Origin of the sequence: Streptomyces lucensis JCM 4490 (assembly GCF_014650035.1) — a bacterium.
GTDB classification, from domain to species: Bacteria; Actinomycetota; Actinomycetes; order Streptomycetales; family Streptomycetaceae; genus Streptomyces; species Streptomyces lucensis.
On sequence record NZ_BMUE01000012.1, the window covers coordinates 224,202 to 238,523 of the forward strand.

Consider the following 14,322-nt stretch of genomic DNA (forward strand, 5'->3'; position numbering starts at 1 on the left):
AGGACCACCGCGCCGGAGGGAAGAAGGTATCCGAAAAGGACGGAATGCGAACCCCGCACGTCTCTGCGACCATCACCGCATGATCCCTCGGCCGAGGTGGCTCACCCGCTACTGGACGGTCCTGGTCCCGGCGCTGGCTGTCGTCCTGCTGGTCCTCACCTGGGGCCGTGGCCTGCCCGGTGCCGTCGTCCCCCTGGTCACCCTGGTGCTCGCGGGTTCGGTCCTGGCTGCTGTGCACCACGCCGAAGTGATCGCCCACCGCGTCGGAGAGCCCTTCGGGTCCCTGGTGCTCGCCATCGCCGTCACGGTCATCGAGGTGGCCCTGATCGTCACCCTCATGGTCGACGGCGGCGACAAGACCTCGACCCTGGCCAGGGACACCGTCTTCGCCGCCGTGATGATCACGTGCAACGGCATCGTCGGGCTCTCTCTGCTCGTCGCGTCCCTGCGGCACGGCACCGCGGTGTTCAACCCCGAGGGCACCGGCGCCGCCCTGGCGACCGTGGCGACCCTGTCCACGCTCAGCCTGGTCCTGCCGACCTTCACCACCAGCAAACCCGGGCCCGAGTTCTCCACGGTGCAGCTGACCTTCGCCGCGCTGTCCTCGCTGATTCTCTACGGCCTGTTCGTGGCCACCCAGACCGTGCGCCACCGCGACTACTTCCTGCCCATCACCCGCCAGGGCGAGGTCATCGCCGCCGACAACCACGCCGAGCCGCCGTCCGCGCGCACCGCCTGGACCAGTCTCGGCCTGCTCGGACTGGCGCTGATCGGTGTGGTCGGCCTGGCGAAGGGTGTGTCGCCCACCATCGAGTCGGGTGTGCAGGCCGCCGGACTGCACCAAGCCGTCGTCGGCGTCGTCATCGCCCTGCTCGTCCTGCTTCCCGAGACCATCGCCGCCCTGCGGGCGGCCCGCCGCGACCGGGTGCAGACCAGCCTCAACCTCGCCCTCGGCTCCGCGATGGCCAGCATCGGCCTGACCATCCCCGCCGTGGCGCTCGCCTCCGTGTGGCTGTCCGGGCCGCTCGTCCTCGGCCTCGGATCGACCCACATGCTGCTGCTCGCGCTGACCGTGGTGGTCAGCTCCCTGACGGTGGTGCCGGGACGGGCCACACCCCTGCAGGGCGGAGTCCACCTCGTGCTGTTCGCCGCCTACCTGGAGCTGGCCATCAACCCGTGACGGGCTCCGCCGCCGGAGCGGCGGCCGGCCGCGTCTCCGGCAGCAGCCCGAAACACCCCAGGCTGAGCAGCGAGATACCCGTGAGATACGCGCCGACGCCCCACGGGACACGCCCGCCGTGCTCCGCGAGCGTGGTGGCCACGATCGGGGTGAGCGCGCCGCCGAGGATCCCGCCGAGGTTGTAGCCCACAGCGGCCCCCGTGCAGCGCACCCGGGCGTCGTACAGCTCCGGCAGGTAGGCGGCGATCACCGCGAACATGGTGACGAAGGCGAGCAGCGCGCCCAGGATGCCGAGGAACATCAGCAGCGGCTCACCGGTGGCCAGCAGCGCGACCATCGGGAGCATCCACAGGGCGCAGGCGGCGCATCCCGTCAGGCACATCGGCCGGCGCCCGTAGCGGTCGCCGAGCAGCGCCATGACGGGCGTGAGCGCTCCCTTCACCACCACCGCGGCCATGACGCAGGTCAGCATGACCGTGCGACTGACCCCGAGCCGCTCCGTGGCGTACGCCAGCGACCAGGTCGTCACCGCGTAGAACACCGCGTACCCCGCAGCCAGCGCCCCGGCGGTCAGTAGCAGCAGCCGCCCGTGGTGACGCACGACCTCGACGAGCGGCACGCGCGCGTGGTCGTCGATCTCCAGGAACCGAGGGCTCTCGGTGAGCGAGGAGCGCAGCCACAGCCCGGCCAGTGCCAGAGCGCCCGCCGCCCAGAACGGCACCCGCCACCCCCACCGCGCGAACGCGGGTTCCGACAGCGTCGCCGACAGCGCGAGCATCACACCGTTGGCGAGCACGAAACCGACCGCGGGCCCCACCTGAGGGAAGCTCGACCACAGGGCGCGCCGCCTCGCGGGCGCGTGCTCGGCGGTCAGCAGTACGGCCCCGCCCCACTCGCCGCCGAGCCCGAGCCCCTGCAGGAACCGCAGGACGAGCAGCAGCACGGGCGCGGCGACCCCGATCGTCCCGTAGGACGGCACGCAGCCGACCGCCACCGTCGAGGCTCCGGTGAGCAGCAGCGAGACGACGAGCACCGGTCGCCGTCCGCGCCGGTCCCCGAGGTGCCCGAACAGCACCGAACCCAGCGGCCGGGCCACGAAGCCCACCCCGAACGTCCCGAACGCCGCCAGCGTCCCCGCGACCGGAGAGAACGTCGGGAAGAAGAGCGGCCCCAGCACCAGAGCCGCCGCGGTGCCGTAGACGAAGAAGTCGTAGAACTCGATCGCCGTCCCGACGAGGGACGCGGCGGCGAGCCGCGGCATGGACGGGGCGCCGGCGGCGCGTACAGCGTGCATGCCGCGTCAACTGCCCGCTGTGAGGAGGGGTTACGGGGGCGCGCGGTGGTGATCACCGACGCCGGAGCGCGCGCCGAGGGGACGGCCCGCACAGCCGGCCGCCCGTCGCGGCCGCCGTGATAGACCGGGTGTGAGCGGCGGTCGCCGACGCACCGCCCCGAACGGACCGGAGGAACCGTGCCCCGCACCCTGGCCAACGCCCCGATCATGATCCTCAACGGGCCCAACCTGAACCTGCTCGGCCAGCGCCAGCCGGAGATCTACGGCAGGGACACGCTGGCCGACGTGGAGGCGCTGTGCGCCGAGGCGGCAGCCGGGCACGGCGGCACGGTGGACTTCCGGCAGTCCAACCACGAGGGCGAGCTGGTCGACTGGATCCACGAGGCACGGCTGAACCACTGCGGGATCGTCATCAATCCCGGCGCCTACTCCCACACGTCGGTGGCCATCCTGGACGCGCTCAACACCTGTGACGGCATGCCCGTGCTGGAGGTGCACGTCTCCAACATCCACCGGCGCGAGACGTTCCGGCACCACTCCTACGTCTCACTGCGCGCCGACGGCGTGATCGCGGGCTGTGGTGTGCAGGGCTACGTGTTCGGCGTCGAACGGGTCGCCGCTCTGCTGGGGGCGGCACAGGTCACCCCCTAGGGTCCCTCGTACGGCGCTCCGTCCGTGCGCCCCGCCCTGGGCCGCCGGCCCAGGGCGGGGTTGGCAGACCGGCGGCCCTGCCACGCGGGAGCCGTCATCCCGGCGGGGCTTCCACCAGTTGACCGCGCGACACCGGCGTACGGCAGCGCGCACACGGGCCCGGCGCGGGCGAAGTGTTCACACGGGGCGCGCGCGAGGAGGAACACGCCGGGCGCGCACGCTGGACGTGCGCCCCATGCGCGGTCCGCTCACCATCCGCGCGCGTGCCACTCCGGCAGATGCGGCCGTTCCGCTCCCAGCGTGGTGTCGTTGCCATGGCCCGGGTAGACCCAGGTCTCGTCCGGCAGCGTGCCGAAGATCTTCGTCTCCACGTCGTGGATGAGGCTTGGCGAACGCCTCGGGGTCCTTGCGGGTGTTGCCGACGCCCCCTGGGAATCCCTAGGGTTCTCTACTGTGAACACTAAGACGCTCCCGCGCCGTACCCTCGTCTTTTTGTACGCGCGGATCTCCGAGGACCCCCGCGACCGCCGACGGGGCGTCAGCCGGCAGATGAGCGACCTGCGCACGTTCTCCGATGAGAACGGCTGGGAGGTCGGCGGCGAGTACATCGAGAACGACGTCTCCGCCCACTCGGGCGAGGAACGCCCCGAATACGACCGGCTGATGGCCGACGCCATTGAGGCTGCCCGGGAACCCGGTGTCCGGGTAATCGTCGCGGGCTACCACCCGTCGCGCGTGTGGCGGCGCCGTGTTGAGCGCGCGCAGGCGATCGAGGACTTGCGGCACGCGGGGTGCTGGGTCGCGTTCGAGTCGGGCGGCCTGTTCAACATGGCGAAGGCGTCGGACCGGTCGCAGCTCGCCAACCTCGGCGAGTCCGACACCGCCGAGTCCGAGGTGAAGAGTGAGCGGGTGGCCCGGGCCGCCCTGGAGCGCGCCCAGGAGGGCCGGGCGAACGGCGCCGTGGCGTACGGGTGGCGGCGTCAGTACGAGTACGACGCGCGAGGCCAGGTGAGCGGATTCCGTGACGTCGAGGACCCGGTGCAGGCCGGGATTGTCCGGGAGATCGTCACCCGCCTGCTGGCTGGCGGCAGTCTCATCGGCATCACGGCTGACCTGAACGAGCGCGGTGTGCCGTCCCCCGGTGCCGGTATGCAGCTCAAGCGCCGGGCTGTCGGGCAGAACGAGGACGGGTCGCTGTGGAACAAGACCAGCGTGAAGAAGCTCGCGCTGCGGCCGGCGAACGTGGGACTGCGCGTGCACCAGGGCGTGGAGTACAAGGCGGCATGGCCGGCGCTCATCACGGACGAGCAGTACGCGCAGCTGCGGAACCTGTTCGCCGAGCGGACCGTGGTTCGGGAGTTGCCGGGGGCGCGGAAGCACCTGCTGACGTGGGGTGAGGTGGCCACGTGCGGGCCGTGCGGGTCGGTGCTCCGGGTCGCGCTGAGGGGGAACGCGTCCCGGGGCAAGAAGCAGCCGACGTACGTCTGCGACGCGGGCGGCTGCGTCGGCCGGAACGAGGAAGCGCTCGACCGCTACGTGGGGCGTCTGGTCGTGGGGGTGCTATCGCGGCCCGAGGCGGCCGAGGTCTTCCGTGGGGATGACTCGGCGGCCCTGGCCGCCCTGGAGCGGGCAGAGGGGCTGAAGGCACGCCAGGAGGCGGCGGCGGACGATTACGCGGACGGGATCATCACCCGTGAGCAGTTGCGGCGCATCACGGCGAAGCTGGCGAAGCAGATCACGGACGCGCAGAACGAGGCGCGCCGGTTGCGGCCAGCCTTCGACCTCGACGCTTTCGACGGCCTCGTGGGGCCACGGTCGGCGGAGACGTGGGAAGCGCTCGAGGTGCCGCAGCAGCGGCGGGTCCTGGACGGTCTGGGCCTGCGGTTGAGGGTGCACCCGGTGGCGCGGCGGGGCCCCGGGTTCGACCAGACCACCATTCAGCTCCACTGGGCGCGGACGGGCGACTGATCACGCGGACGCAGTTCGGGCCCGGCAGGATCTTCGGACCCTGTTGGCGAATTGGCCGGACCCGCCGGAACGAGTCTGCGCTGAGCGGTGAAGCCGCACGGCAGTGATCGAACGGGACGGTCCGGAGGATTCTCGCCAACAGCGCCGATCATTCGCTGCCGGGCCCTCTGAGGTCTTCCCAGAGCTTGCCCGCGTCCTCGGCGAAGGCGAAGTCGTACATGCGCTGCTCGAGTGCTTCCCTCTGTGCGTCGGTCTCGTCGTTCGGGATGCGCACTCCCACCTCGGGGGCGGCTACGCCGGAGGCGTGGGCCATGCGGTACACGAGCAGCTTGGGCCCGGGTTCGCCTCCGGCGCGGCCTTTCACTGCGGGGGCGAGCCATCCCTCCTTGCATGCTCGGGCGAGCCACGTGCGGATGGTCTCCGTCGGACGGTCGAACTTTGCCGCGACTCGTCTTAGGGCGCCGGCCGGTTTCTCCTCGGCGGTCTCCTCCAGGTATACCTCTGCGAGTTGCCGCAGCAAGTCATCGGTGATGAGGGGGCGGCCACCCCGACGAGGACGCCCGGTTTCCTGACGTGGTGCCACGGGCTCCGTCGCCGGTAGCTGCGTTCCTCCGCGCCGTGCTTCCTCCAGGGCGAGAGGCGTCTGGACGGAACTCACGATGCGCCCGAACGGGAGGTTCTTCACCCGGACCGCGCTGAGTGCCCCGGTAGGGAGCTGTTGCTGGGCAGCCGACCTTTCGCTCGCTCGACAAGTGCAGCGGCTGAGTAGTCGGCTCGCGTCGTCGCCGCTCCGGGACACTGGTCGGTGTGAAGATGCCCCGCGTCCACTGCAAGGCACGCACCCGGTCCGTCGCGGCCGGCCCGGTCGCCGGTAGCCCGAGCAAGGGCTGGCTGTGGCGGTACGATCCGCCCGACAGGCGCGCCCAGTTCGGCGACACGCTGGTGTCGTGCTCGGGGTCGCTGGCGATCGTGGACCTGCCCGTGCCCGGCCAGCAGCTGGAGTTCGGTACCGCCGGGGCGACGGAAGACACGGGCGGTATCGACACGCTGCCCCTGTTCTGACCGGGACCGCTGGGCGCGGGCAGAGTCAGGGCTGCTCGGCCCAGTCGTCCTCGCTCCTCGCGCTAATCCACATAGGTCCGTTCGAGACGCGCCATCTCTTCCTCGAATGGGTCGGCGTCGGCGTCAAACGGCAACGCACCCGTGACGAGAGCGCCGAAGGTATTGACGTCGCGGTCTGTCGAAGGGGCTTCGGGCTTAAAAGATCGCAGGATGGTGAACGGTGTGCCGTCTTCCCTCTCGGCGAGGCTGAAAAGCAGTCGGACTTCCCAGGTGCTGGCCGCGACTGTCGGTTTGCGCCCGTCTATCTGCGCGAGGCCGACGACAAGCCAACTAGTGGTCGCCATGCACCACTTGTGCCAGCCGATCTGATAGCCCTGGATCTTGTCCACTGCGGTCAGCTGCGCCGTATATCCCCTCCACCACCCGACCGCACGCACCCGCCAGGGGTCCGCAGGGTCCACCATGACCCCGAACTGGCTGCTCCAGGGCATGTTGTTGCTGCGTTGACGTGGATAGGCGAGCGCCAAGGCGACACTGATTGCGGCTGCCGCTTCCGGGTGGTGGAGAGCTTCCTCTGCCTCGGTGGCGTCGACTTCACAGGGCTGAGCGAATCGTGAGACGACATCATCGAGCGCAGTCAGGTGGACGAAGCGGTCGCGGACCATGAGCACGTCCTGTGCCATCAACTCCGGGTATTCGGTGCCGTGGGTGAAGTCGTTGGTGTTTCCGCTGACGAAGTAGATCGTCTCCTGCTCGTTGCGTTCGGCGAACTCGATCGCCGAGAGCCAGATCGCGGCGTCCCTACCTCCGACCTTCATCTTCTTCGCCCCCGCCGTCTTGCATGGCGGCAGGACGTTCGCCTCTCGGAACATGCTCTCCTGGAGAGCTTCGAGGCTCACCGGGATGACCTCGGCGAGCTTCTCGAACTCGTTCCGCCAGTGCTCGCGGGCATCCTCCAGTTGGAGATCCGGGAGCCTCTGCGGCTCGGCCCAGGGAGTACGGCGGTTCAGCTGGTTCAGAGCGCTCGATGCGGAGGCGTGCGCGTCCCTGTACTCCATCGTCTTGTGAGCGATCAGCTCCTGCATGGCCGGCCAAGGGATGCCTATCCGCTGGACGCCGATCTCGCGGAGGGCACGCAGCAGTTCGGCGCTGCTTCCCTGAAGGCTCATGCCTTCGACAGTGCATGCATCCAGGATGATCACGCCTGGCCCCCTCCTCCGGCTGATGCAAGATCAAGGGTTCCAGCCGGCGAGCGGGCGTGCAGCTGCTTTGACGTGAAATGAGGGCGCCGGCGGCTGGGGTTGCGCGACACCTGCCGTCCGGACGCTGTAGCGGCATAGCCGCTGACGCCCCTGATCGTCACTCCGGGCCAAGGACGACGGAGCCGGAACCGTAGCAGACCAGGATGGTACGGGGCAGGCCCGACGATCCCGGCTGGTGATCAAAAGTCTTCGGTTGAAGATCAGTTCTGAAGCAGGATTTTCGGCGAGTGCCTATCCATCCACGGTCGGCGAGCTTGGTCCTGACCTGCACCGGACCATCGGCGGCCCCGAACGATCGCCAGGATCTTGCGGTGGCCATCGGGCAGCCCGGTCTCGTCCGGGTCATCGCCGCGGTGCGGAACCAGCGGCACCGCTCGCCCTGCCACCTGCGCCTTCACCGGAGCCACCCGGGCGGCGGCCTCGACCTCGGCCCAGTCCTGTTCGGCCGGTGGGTGCAGCACCCGCTCGGCGATCACCGACTCCTCCCGCTCCGCATCGACCTCCCGAGGTTTTGACCCGAGTTGGCGGACTCAGCGACGTAAACGACGGGGCGCTCCATGGGTGAAGTGGACATGCATGGAGGATGCCCGCCAGCGTCGGGGCGGGCCAGCCGCAGTCGGTGATGGCATCCGCAGCGGTCGGCTATCCCCTCAATCTCGATCGCGCCGACCGGCTGGTGAGCTGTGCGGAGGGCGTGGAAACCCTGGCTCCGGAAGCCGCGGTTCTCATGCCTTCTGGCAGGCCATCACACGATCTTGGACCCGTAGATGTGCTGGCCAGAGCACCCGCCCGTCGAGGACAACGCGGCGCTGCCAAAGGCTGTGAGGAGGGTTCCAGCAGGTCAAGGAGGTGGTGTCCCTGCCGGTAAGGGGTGAGCTCCGGCCCCGCCACCACCCGCGAGGATTCATTATCCGCGAGAAAAAGCTACGCGCGGAAATATTTCCGCGTACGGTGGTCTTCACCTGACGTCCACTCACACCGAGGGAGATGCGTGTCCAGCACGCGCAAGATCATCCGGTCCAAGCCGGTCGTGAAGAAGTACTACGAGGCCATCCCGGTTTCGCAGCTGAGGGTTGACCCGAACCTCGACGCGCAGCGCATGTTCCAGCCCAAGTGGGCCAACCGCCTGGCGAAGATCTGGGACCCCGAGGTGGTCGGCCCCGCGCTGGTCTCCCGCCGCCCGGACGGCGACTATCTCCTCGACGGTCAGCACTCCACCAAGGTCGCGCGCGACATCGAGGGCCCGGACTTCCTCCGGGACTGCATGGTGTACGAGGGGCTGACCAAGAAGCAGGAGGCGAAACTGTTCCTAGCCGCGAACCGCGACCGCCGTGCGGTGAAGCCGTATGAAAACTTCGCCGTGGCGGTCACCGCGCAGGAGGTCGAGGCGGTCACGATCAACGCGGACGTGGAGAGCTGCGGTCTGCATGTGTCGAGCGGCACGTCGAAGAACGGCATCTCGGCAATCCAGGCGCTCAAGGTGGTGCACGGGATGCGCGACCCCGCAGACGGTCTCCTGCGCAAGACGCTTACGACGGTCCTGGGCGCCTGGGGCTCGGACCCGACCAGCTGGGACGGCATGATGCTGCGGGCGGTCGCCATCGTGATCCACCGCAACTGGGACACGATCGACCTGCCCTCCCTGTCGCTGACCCTCAAGCAGGAGCCGGTCGGCGTATGGAAGGATTCCGCGATCAAGGACACGGTCAGCGGCGGCGGCTCACAGTCGCGCTCGATCCCGCTCGCGAACAACATCGCGTACGAGTACACCGTCGCGTTCGGCCCGAAGCATGGGCCGGCCTTTGGACCGCCGAAGCGCCGGAAGGCGAAGACGGTCACCGTCGCCGCGTGAGGTGGGTTGAGTCACGGTGCGTGCGATCGGGGCTGTAGTCCCGATCGCACGCACCATCGATGGCACGTGGCGGCCACCGGTGTGCGGGCCGCACGAGTACAGCAAGACCGAGCAGGAAGACGTCGACCCTGGAACTCTCCCAGGAAGAGGCCGAGGAGATCGACACCCTTGAGAGCGAAGGGGCCGAGCCGACCCGGGGCCGCAGGATCATGCGTCGAATCGCACGCATCGTCACGCCCGCCCTGCCCGCAGCTGCGGCGGCGGGTGCCGATGCAGCTGTCCAGGCGGCGATCGCGGCGGGTGCGGGGCTCTTCGGCTGACCGTTTTTGTGCGGTGGCTGCTGACTCCGACCGACTGCTCGAGACGCGGCTATTTCCCTAGAGAGCACCGGGGCGGCGATGCCGCCGACCTACCAGCCCCGCTTGTGCCACTCCCCGAGGTGAGGCCGCTCGGCACCGAGCGTGGTGTCGTTGCCGTGGCCTGGGTAGATCCAGGTCTCGTCCGGGAGTACGAAGACCTTCGCCTCCAGGCCCGACATCAACGACTCGAAGTCCTGGGGACGTGTTGTCCGCCCAGGCCCCCCCGGGAAGAGGCAGTCGCCGGTGAACACGTGCGGATGGCCGTGCGGGTCGTCGTAGACCAGCGCGATGGAGCCCGGTGTGTGCCCCACGAGATGGCGGGCGGTGAGTTCGACGCGTCCCACCCTGATGACGTCGCCGTCGTCGACGAGGACGTCCGTCGGCACGGGGATGCCGGGGGCGTCCTCGCGGCCGGCGTGGGTGCGTGCGCCCGTGGCGGCGACGACCTCGGCGAGCGCCTGCCAGTGGTCGCCGTGCTGGTGGGTGGTGACGACGGACGCGATGCCGTCGTCACCGATCATGCCGAGGAGCGTCCCCGCCTCGTTGGCGGCGTCGATCAGAAGCTGCTCGTCGGTCGCCCGGCAGCGCAGCAGATAGGCGTTGTTGTCCATCGGGCCGACCGCGATCTTCGTGATCATCAGGTCTTTCAGCTCGTGCACGTCCGCCGGTCCGCCGACCTTGACCTCTCCCGTGTACGTCATGGTGATCAGCCTATAGCGGGGACGGCCCGGCGGAGTGGTCGTCGCGCTACAGCGCCGGCAGCTTCGGCGGTGTCCTGCCCTCCACCTCCAGCGCCGCCGGGGCGCGGCGCCCGGCGAGCCAGCCCAGCAGCTCTGCCGGCGGGCCGCTGACCGTGACCTCGGGCTCGTCCGCGCCGCGGCCGGTGTGCCACGCGGTCGTGCCGTCGGTGACACGGGTCGGCGGGACGTCGGGATGTCCGGAGAACCGCTGCGCCAGGAAGTCGATCTCCCGCAGCGTGAACTCGTCCGGCAGGTCCTCCAGCTCGTATCCGATGCCGAGGTCCACGTGGTGCAGGTCCACCTCCACCCACCGCCGGAACGGCAGCCGGGACGCGGAGTCGGTGATCCCGTTGCGCAGCTCCACCGTCCGTGTCCAGTCCGCGGGGACGTCGCCGGCCGCCTGGAGGCGGGCCGCGCTCTCGCGCAGGTCGGCGAGGTGGACGTCGAGGGGGCGCGGGGCGTCGCGCTCGATGTCGGCGTCCCGCGCCTCGGCGCTCGCGTACATGGGGCGGCCCTGCAGGACGTTCACGAGCGCGTCCGCGTTGCGGGCGAGGTGGGCGAGGACGTGTCCCCGGCTCCAGCCGGGCAGCCGTGACTGCCCGGCGAGTGAGGCGTTGTCCAGTTTCGCGACCGCGGTGAGGAGCCGTTCGGTCGCTTCCCGTACACGGGCCAGGTCATGAGCGTGATCAATCATGGTGCTGACCCTAGTCGCGTGACACGTTCGGGTGAAGGTGGCGAACCTCGCCCGCAAATCGAATGCGCGTGCTATATCGTCGGGAGTGGCGTCGGGCATGCTGGAGGGCCGGCGGTTGTTATGCAACCGGGTAATCCGACCGGCGTTGTCAGTGGCTCCCCCTAGTCTGAAGAAGGACCGGGGCCTCGCCCCTGTCACTTCTCTCAAGAAAGGTGCGGACCGGCGTGGCCGACCGTCTCATCGTCCGTGGCGCGCGCGAGCACAATCTGAAGAATGTCTCGCTCGACCTGCCTCGCGACTCGCTCATCGTCTTCACGGGCCTGTCCGGGTCGGGTAAGTCCTCCCTGGCCTTCGACACGATCTTCGCCGAGGGCCAGCGCCGCTACGTGGAGTCGCTCTCCTCGTACGCCCGGCAGTTCCTCGGCCAGATGGACAAGCCGGACGTGGACTTCATCGAGGGACTGTCCCCGGCGGTCTCCATCGACCAGAAGTCGACCTCGCGCAACCCCCGCTCGACGGTCGGCACCATCACCGAGGTCTACGACTACCTGCGTCTGCTCTTCGCGCGCATCGGCAAGCCGCACTGTCCCGAGTGCGGCCGCCCGATCTCCCGCCAGTCGCCGCAGGCCATCGTGGACAGGGTCCTGGAGCTCCCGGAGGGGAGCCGCTTTCAGGTGCTGTCGCCGCTGGTGCGCGAGCGCAAGGGCGAGTTCGTCGACCTCTTCGCCGACCTGCAGACCAAGGGCTACTCCCGCGCACGCGTCGACGGCGAGACCGTCCAGCTGTCCGACCCGCCCACGCTGAAGAAGCAGGAGAAGCACACCATCGAGGTGGTCGTGGACCGCCTCACCGTGAAGGACTCCGCCAAGCGCCGCCTCACGGACTCCGTGGAGACCGCCCTCGGCCTGTCCGGCGGCATGGTCGTGCTCGACTTCGTCGACCTCCCCGAGGACGACCCCGAGCGCGAGCGCATGTTCTCGGAGCACCTCTACTGCCCCTACGACGACCTGTCCTTCGAGGAGCTGGAGCCCCGCTCCTTCTCCTTCAACTCCCCCTTCGGCGCCTGCCCCGAGTGCACCGGCATCGGCACGCGCATGGAGGTCGACCCGGAGCTGATCGTCCCCGACCCGGACAAGTCGCTGGACGAGGGTGCCATCCACCCCTGGTCGCACGGGCACACCAAGGACTACTTCGGCCGCCTGATCGGCGCCCTCGCCGACGCGCTGGGTTTCCGCACCGACATCCCCTTCGCGGGCCTGCCCCAGCGCGCGCGGAAGGCACTGCTGCACGGTCACAAGACGCAGATCGAGGTGCGGTACCGCAACCGCTACGGCCGCGAGCGCGTCTACACCACGCCTTTCGAGGGCGCGGTGCCCTTCGTGAAGCGCCGGCACAGCGAGGCCGAGAGCGACGCCAGCCGTGAGCGCTTCGAGGGGTACATGCGCGAGGTGCCCTGCCCTTCCTGCGAGGGCACCCGCCTGAAGCCGATCGTCCTCGCCGTGACGATCATGGAGAAGTCCATCGCCGAGGTCTCCGCCATGTCGATCAGCGACTGCGCGGACTTCCTGGGCCGGCTGAAGCTGAACGCCCGGGACAAGAAGATCGCCGAGCGGGTGCTCAAGGAGGTCAACGAGCGGCTGCGCTTCCTGGTCGACGTCGGCCTCGACTACCTCTCGCTCAACCGCGCGGCCGGCACCCTCTCCGGCGGCGAGGCCCAGCGCATCAGGCTGGCCACCCAGATCGGCTCCGGCCTCGTCGGCGTCCTGTACGTCCTGGACGAGCCGTCCATCGGCCTCCACCAGAGGGACAACCACCGACTGATCGAGACCCTGGTACGGCTGCGCGACATGGGCAACACGCTCATCGTCGTGGAGCACGACGAGGACACCATCAAGGTCGCCGACTGGGTCGTGGACATCGGCCCCGGCGCCGGTGAGCACGGCGGCAAGGTCGTGCACAGCGGCTCCCTGAAGGAGCTGCTAGCCAACACCGAGTCGCAGACCGGCGCGTACCTCGCGGGCCGCAAGTCGATCCCGCTCCCGGACGTCCGGCGGCCCCGGGACCCGTCCCGGCAGCTCACCGTGCACGGCGCCCGTGAGAACAACCTGCAGGACATCGACGTGTCCTTCCCGCTGGGGGTGTTCACGGCGGTCACGGGCGTGTCCGGATCCGGCAAGTCGACGCTGGTCAACGACATCCTCTACACCCACCTGGCGCGCGAGCTGAACGGCGCGCGCAACGTGCCGGGACGGCACACGCGCGTGGACGGCGACGACCTCGTCGACAAGGTCGTCCACGTCGACCAGTCGCCGATCGGCCGCACCCCGCGGTCCAACCCCGCGACCTACACCGGTGTCTTCGACCACATCCGCAGGCTCTTCGCCGAGACCACCGAGGCGAAGGTCCGCGGCTACCAGCCCGGCCGCTTCTCCTTCAACGTCAAGGGCGGCCGCTGCGAGAACTGCTCGGGCGACGGCACGATCAAGATCGAGATGAACTTCCTCCCGGACGTCTACGTCCCGTGCGAGGTCTGCCACGGTGCCCGGTACAACCGGGAGACCCTGGAGGTCCACTACAAGGGCAAGTCCATCGCCGACGTGCTGAACATGCCGATCGAGGAGGCCACCGACTTCTTCGAGGCCGTGCCCGCCATCTCCCGGCACCTGAGGACGCTGAAGGACGTCGGCCTCGGCTACGTCCGCCTCGGCCAGTCCGCGACGACCCTGTCCGGCGGCGAGGCCCAGCGGGTCAAGCTCGCCAGCGAACTGCAGAAGCGATCCACCGGACGCACCGTCTACGTCCTGGACGAGCCCACCACCGGTCTGCACTTCGAGGACATCAGCAAGCTGCTGAAGGTCCTCGGCGGCCTGGTCGACAAGGGCAACACCGTCATCGTCATCGAGCACAACCTCGACGTGGTCAAGACAGCCGACTGGATCGTGGACATGGGCCCCGAGGGCGGCGCCGGCGGCGGTCTGGTGGTCGCCGAGGGCACGCCCGAGCAGATCGCCGGGGTCCCGGCCAGCCACACCGGCAAGTTCCTGCGCGAGATCCTCGGCGCCGACCGCGTCAGCGACGCCGAGCCCGTGAAGGCGCCGCGCGGCAGCGCCGCCAAGAAGACGGCAGCGGCCAGGTCGGCCACGAAGAAGACGGTGACGGCCAAGGCGAACAACACCTCGACGGCCAAGGCCGCCGCGGCCACGAAGACGGCGCCCGCGAAGAAGACGACGCGGGCCCGTAAGGCCTGACGCGACCGGCAG

The 14,322-nt window shown here is 69.5% G+C and carries 12 protein-coding genes and 1 pseudogene; 6 read left to right on the top strand and 7 right to left on the bottom strand.

Translation table 11 applies throughout. From position 1 onward, the window contains the following. The first annotated feature begins 79 nt into the window (after positions 1–79). Positions 80–1,180: a calcium:cation antiporter gene (locus tag IE177_RS25670; protein WP_190017791.1), complete on the top strand. Its 1,101-nt coding sequence runs from the start codon at positions 80–82 to the stop codon at positions 1,178–1,180. On the opposite strand, the gene IE177_RS25675 is transcribed toward IE177_RS25670, so the two are convergent. After that, positions 1,170–2,441 (bottom strand): MFS transporter, encoded by a 1,272-nt coding sequence (locus tag IE177_RS25675; RefSeq protein WP_190017824.1) that lies wholly within the window; start codon positions 2,439–2,441, stop codon positions 1,170–1,172. The two genes, IE177_RS25670 and IE177_RS25675, sit on opposite strands and share 11 nt — an antisense overlap. A 210-nt stretch (positions 2,442–2,651) precedes the next feature. On the opposite strand from IE177_RS25675, the gene aroQ reads away from it, so the two are divergent. Further along, on the top strand, positions 2,652–3,125 hold the full coding sequence (gene aroQ / locus IE177_RS25680) for a type II 3-dehydroquinate dehydratase (protein ID WP_190017792.1): 474 nt from the start codon (positions 2,652–2,654) through the stop codon (positions 3,123–3,125). A gap of 248 nt (positions 3,126–3,373) precedes the next feature. On the opposite strand, the pseudogene IE177_RS25685 reads toward aroQ, so the two are convergent. Continuing rightward, positions 3,374–3,560: pseudogene (locus tag IE177_RS25685) on the bottom strand (MBL fold metallo-hydrolase); the annotation flags it as partial. Positions 3,561–3,578: 18 nt separating this feature from the next. On the opposite strand from IE177_RS25685, the gene IE177_RS25690 reads away from it, so the two are divergent. Then, a complete protein-coding gene (locus tag IE177_RS25690; RefSeq protein ID WP_190017793.1) occupies positions 3,579–5,093 on the top strand; it encodes a recombinase family protein in 1,515 nt (504 codons plus the stop codon). A gap of 148 nt (positions 5,094–5,241) precedes the next feature. Here the strand turns inward: IE177_RS25690 and IE177_RS25695 are convergent, their stop codons facing one another. Beyond that, positions 5,242–5,613: a hypothetical protein gene (locus tag IE177_RS25695; protein ID WP_190017794.1), complete on the bottom strand. Its 372-nt coding sequence runs from the start codon at positions 5,611–5,613 to the stop codon at positions 5,242–5,244. A gap of 287 nt (positions 5,614–5,900) precedes the next feature. On the opposite strand from IE177_RS25695, the gene IE177_RS25700 reads away from it, so the two are divergent. Further along, positions 5,901–6,155 carry a hypothetical protein gene (locus tag IE177_RS25700; RefSeq protein WP_190017795.1) on the top strand — a complete coding sequence of 85 codons (255 nt, stop codon included), beginning with the start codon at positions 5,901–5,903 and terminating at the stop codon, positions 6,153–6,155. Positions 6,156–6,217: 62 nt separating this feature from the next. On the opposite strand, the gene IE177_RS25705 is transcribed toward IE177_RS25700, so the two are convergent. Together IE177_RS25705 and IE177_RS25710 are read right to left on the bottom strand one after the other, a co-directional pair. Beyond that, a complete protein-coding gene (locus IE177_RS25705; RefSeq protein ID WP_190017796.1) occupies positions 6,218–7,357 on the bottom strand; it encodes a PIN domain-containing protein in 1,140 nt (379 codons plus the stop codon). 260 nt (positions 7,358–7,617) lie between these two features. Next, positions 7,618–7,893, bottom strand: coding sequence for a hypothetical protein (locus tag IE177_RS25710; protein ID WP_190017826.1), 276 nt, complete (start codon positions 7,891–7,893; stop codon positions 7,618–7,620). A gap of 515 nt (positions 7,894–8,408) precedes the next feature. Between IE177_RS25710 and IE177_RS25715 the strand changes: the two genes are divergently transcribed. After that, complete coding sequence (locus IE177_RS25715) at positions 8,409–9,269, top strand: DUF6551 family protein (RefSeq protein ID WP_190017797.1); 861 nt, start codon at positions 8,409–8,411, stop codon at positions 9,267–9,269. A 409-nt stretch (positions 9,270–9,678) separates the two neighbouring features. Here IE177_RS25715 and IE177_RS25720 read toward each other — a convergent pair whose 3' ends face one another. Further along, positions 9,679–10,329 (bottom strand): MBL fold metallo-hydrolase, encoded by a 651-nt coding sequence (locus tag IE177_RS25720; RefSeq protein WP_190017798.1) that lies wholly within the window; start codon positions 10,327–10,329, stop codon positions 9,679–9,681. Between the two features lie 46 nt (positions 10,330–10,375). Beyond that, positions 10,376–11,062, bottom strand: coding sequence for a maleylpyruvate isomerase family mycothiol-dependent enzyme (locus tag IE177_RS25725; RefSeq protein ID WP_190017799.1), 687 nt, complete (start codon positions 11,060–11,062; stop codon positions 10,376–10,378). A gap of 224 nt (positions 11,063–11,286) precedes the next feature. Here IE177_RS25725 and uvrA point away from each other — a divergent pair, with 224 nt between their 5' ends. Continuing rightward, the gene (gene uvrA, locus IE177_RS25730; protein WP_190017800.1) at positions 11,287–14,310 is read left to right on the top strand and encodes an excinuclease ABC subunit UvrA; all 3,024 of its coding nucleotides are present in this window, start codon (positions 11,287–11,289) and stop codon (positions 14,308–14,310) included. Positions 14,311–14,322 lie beyond the last annotated feature (12 nt).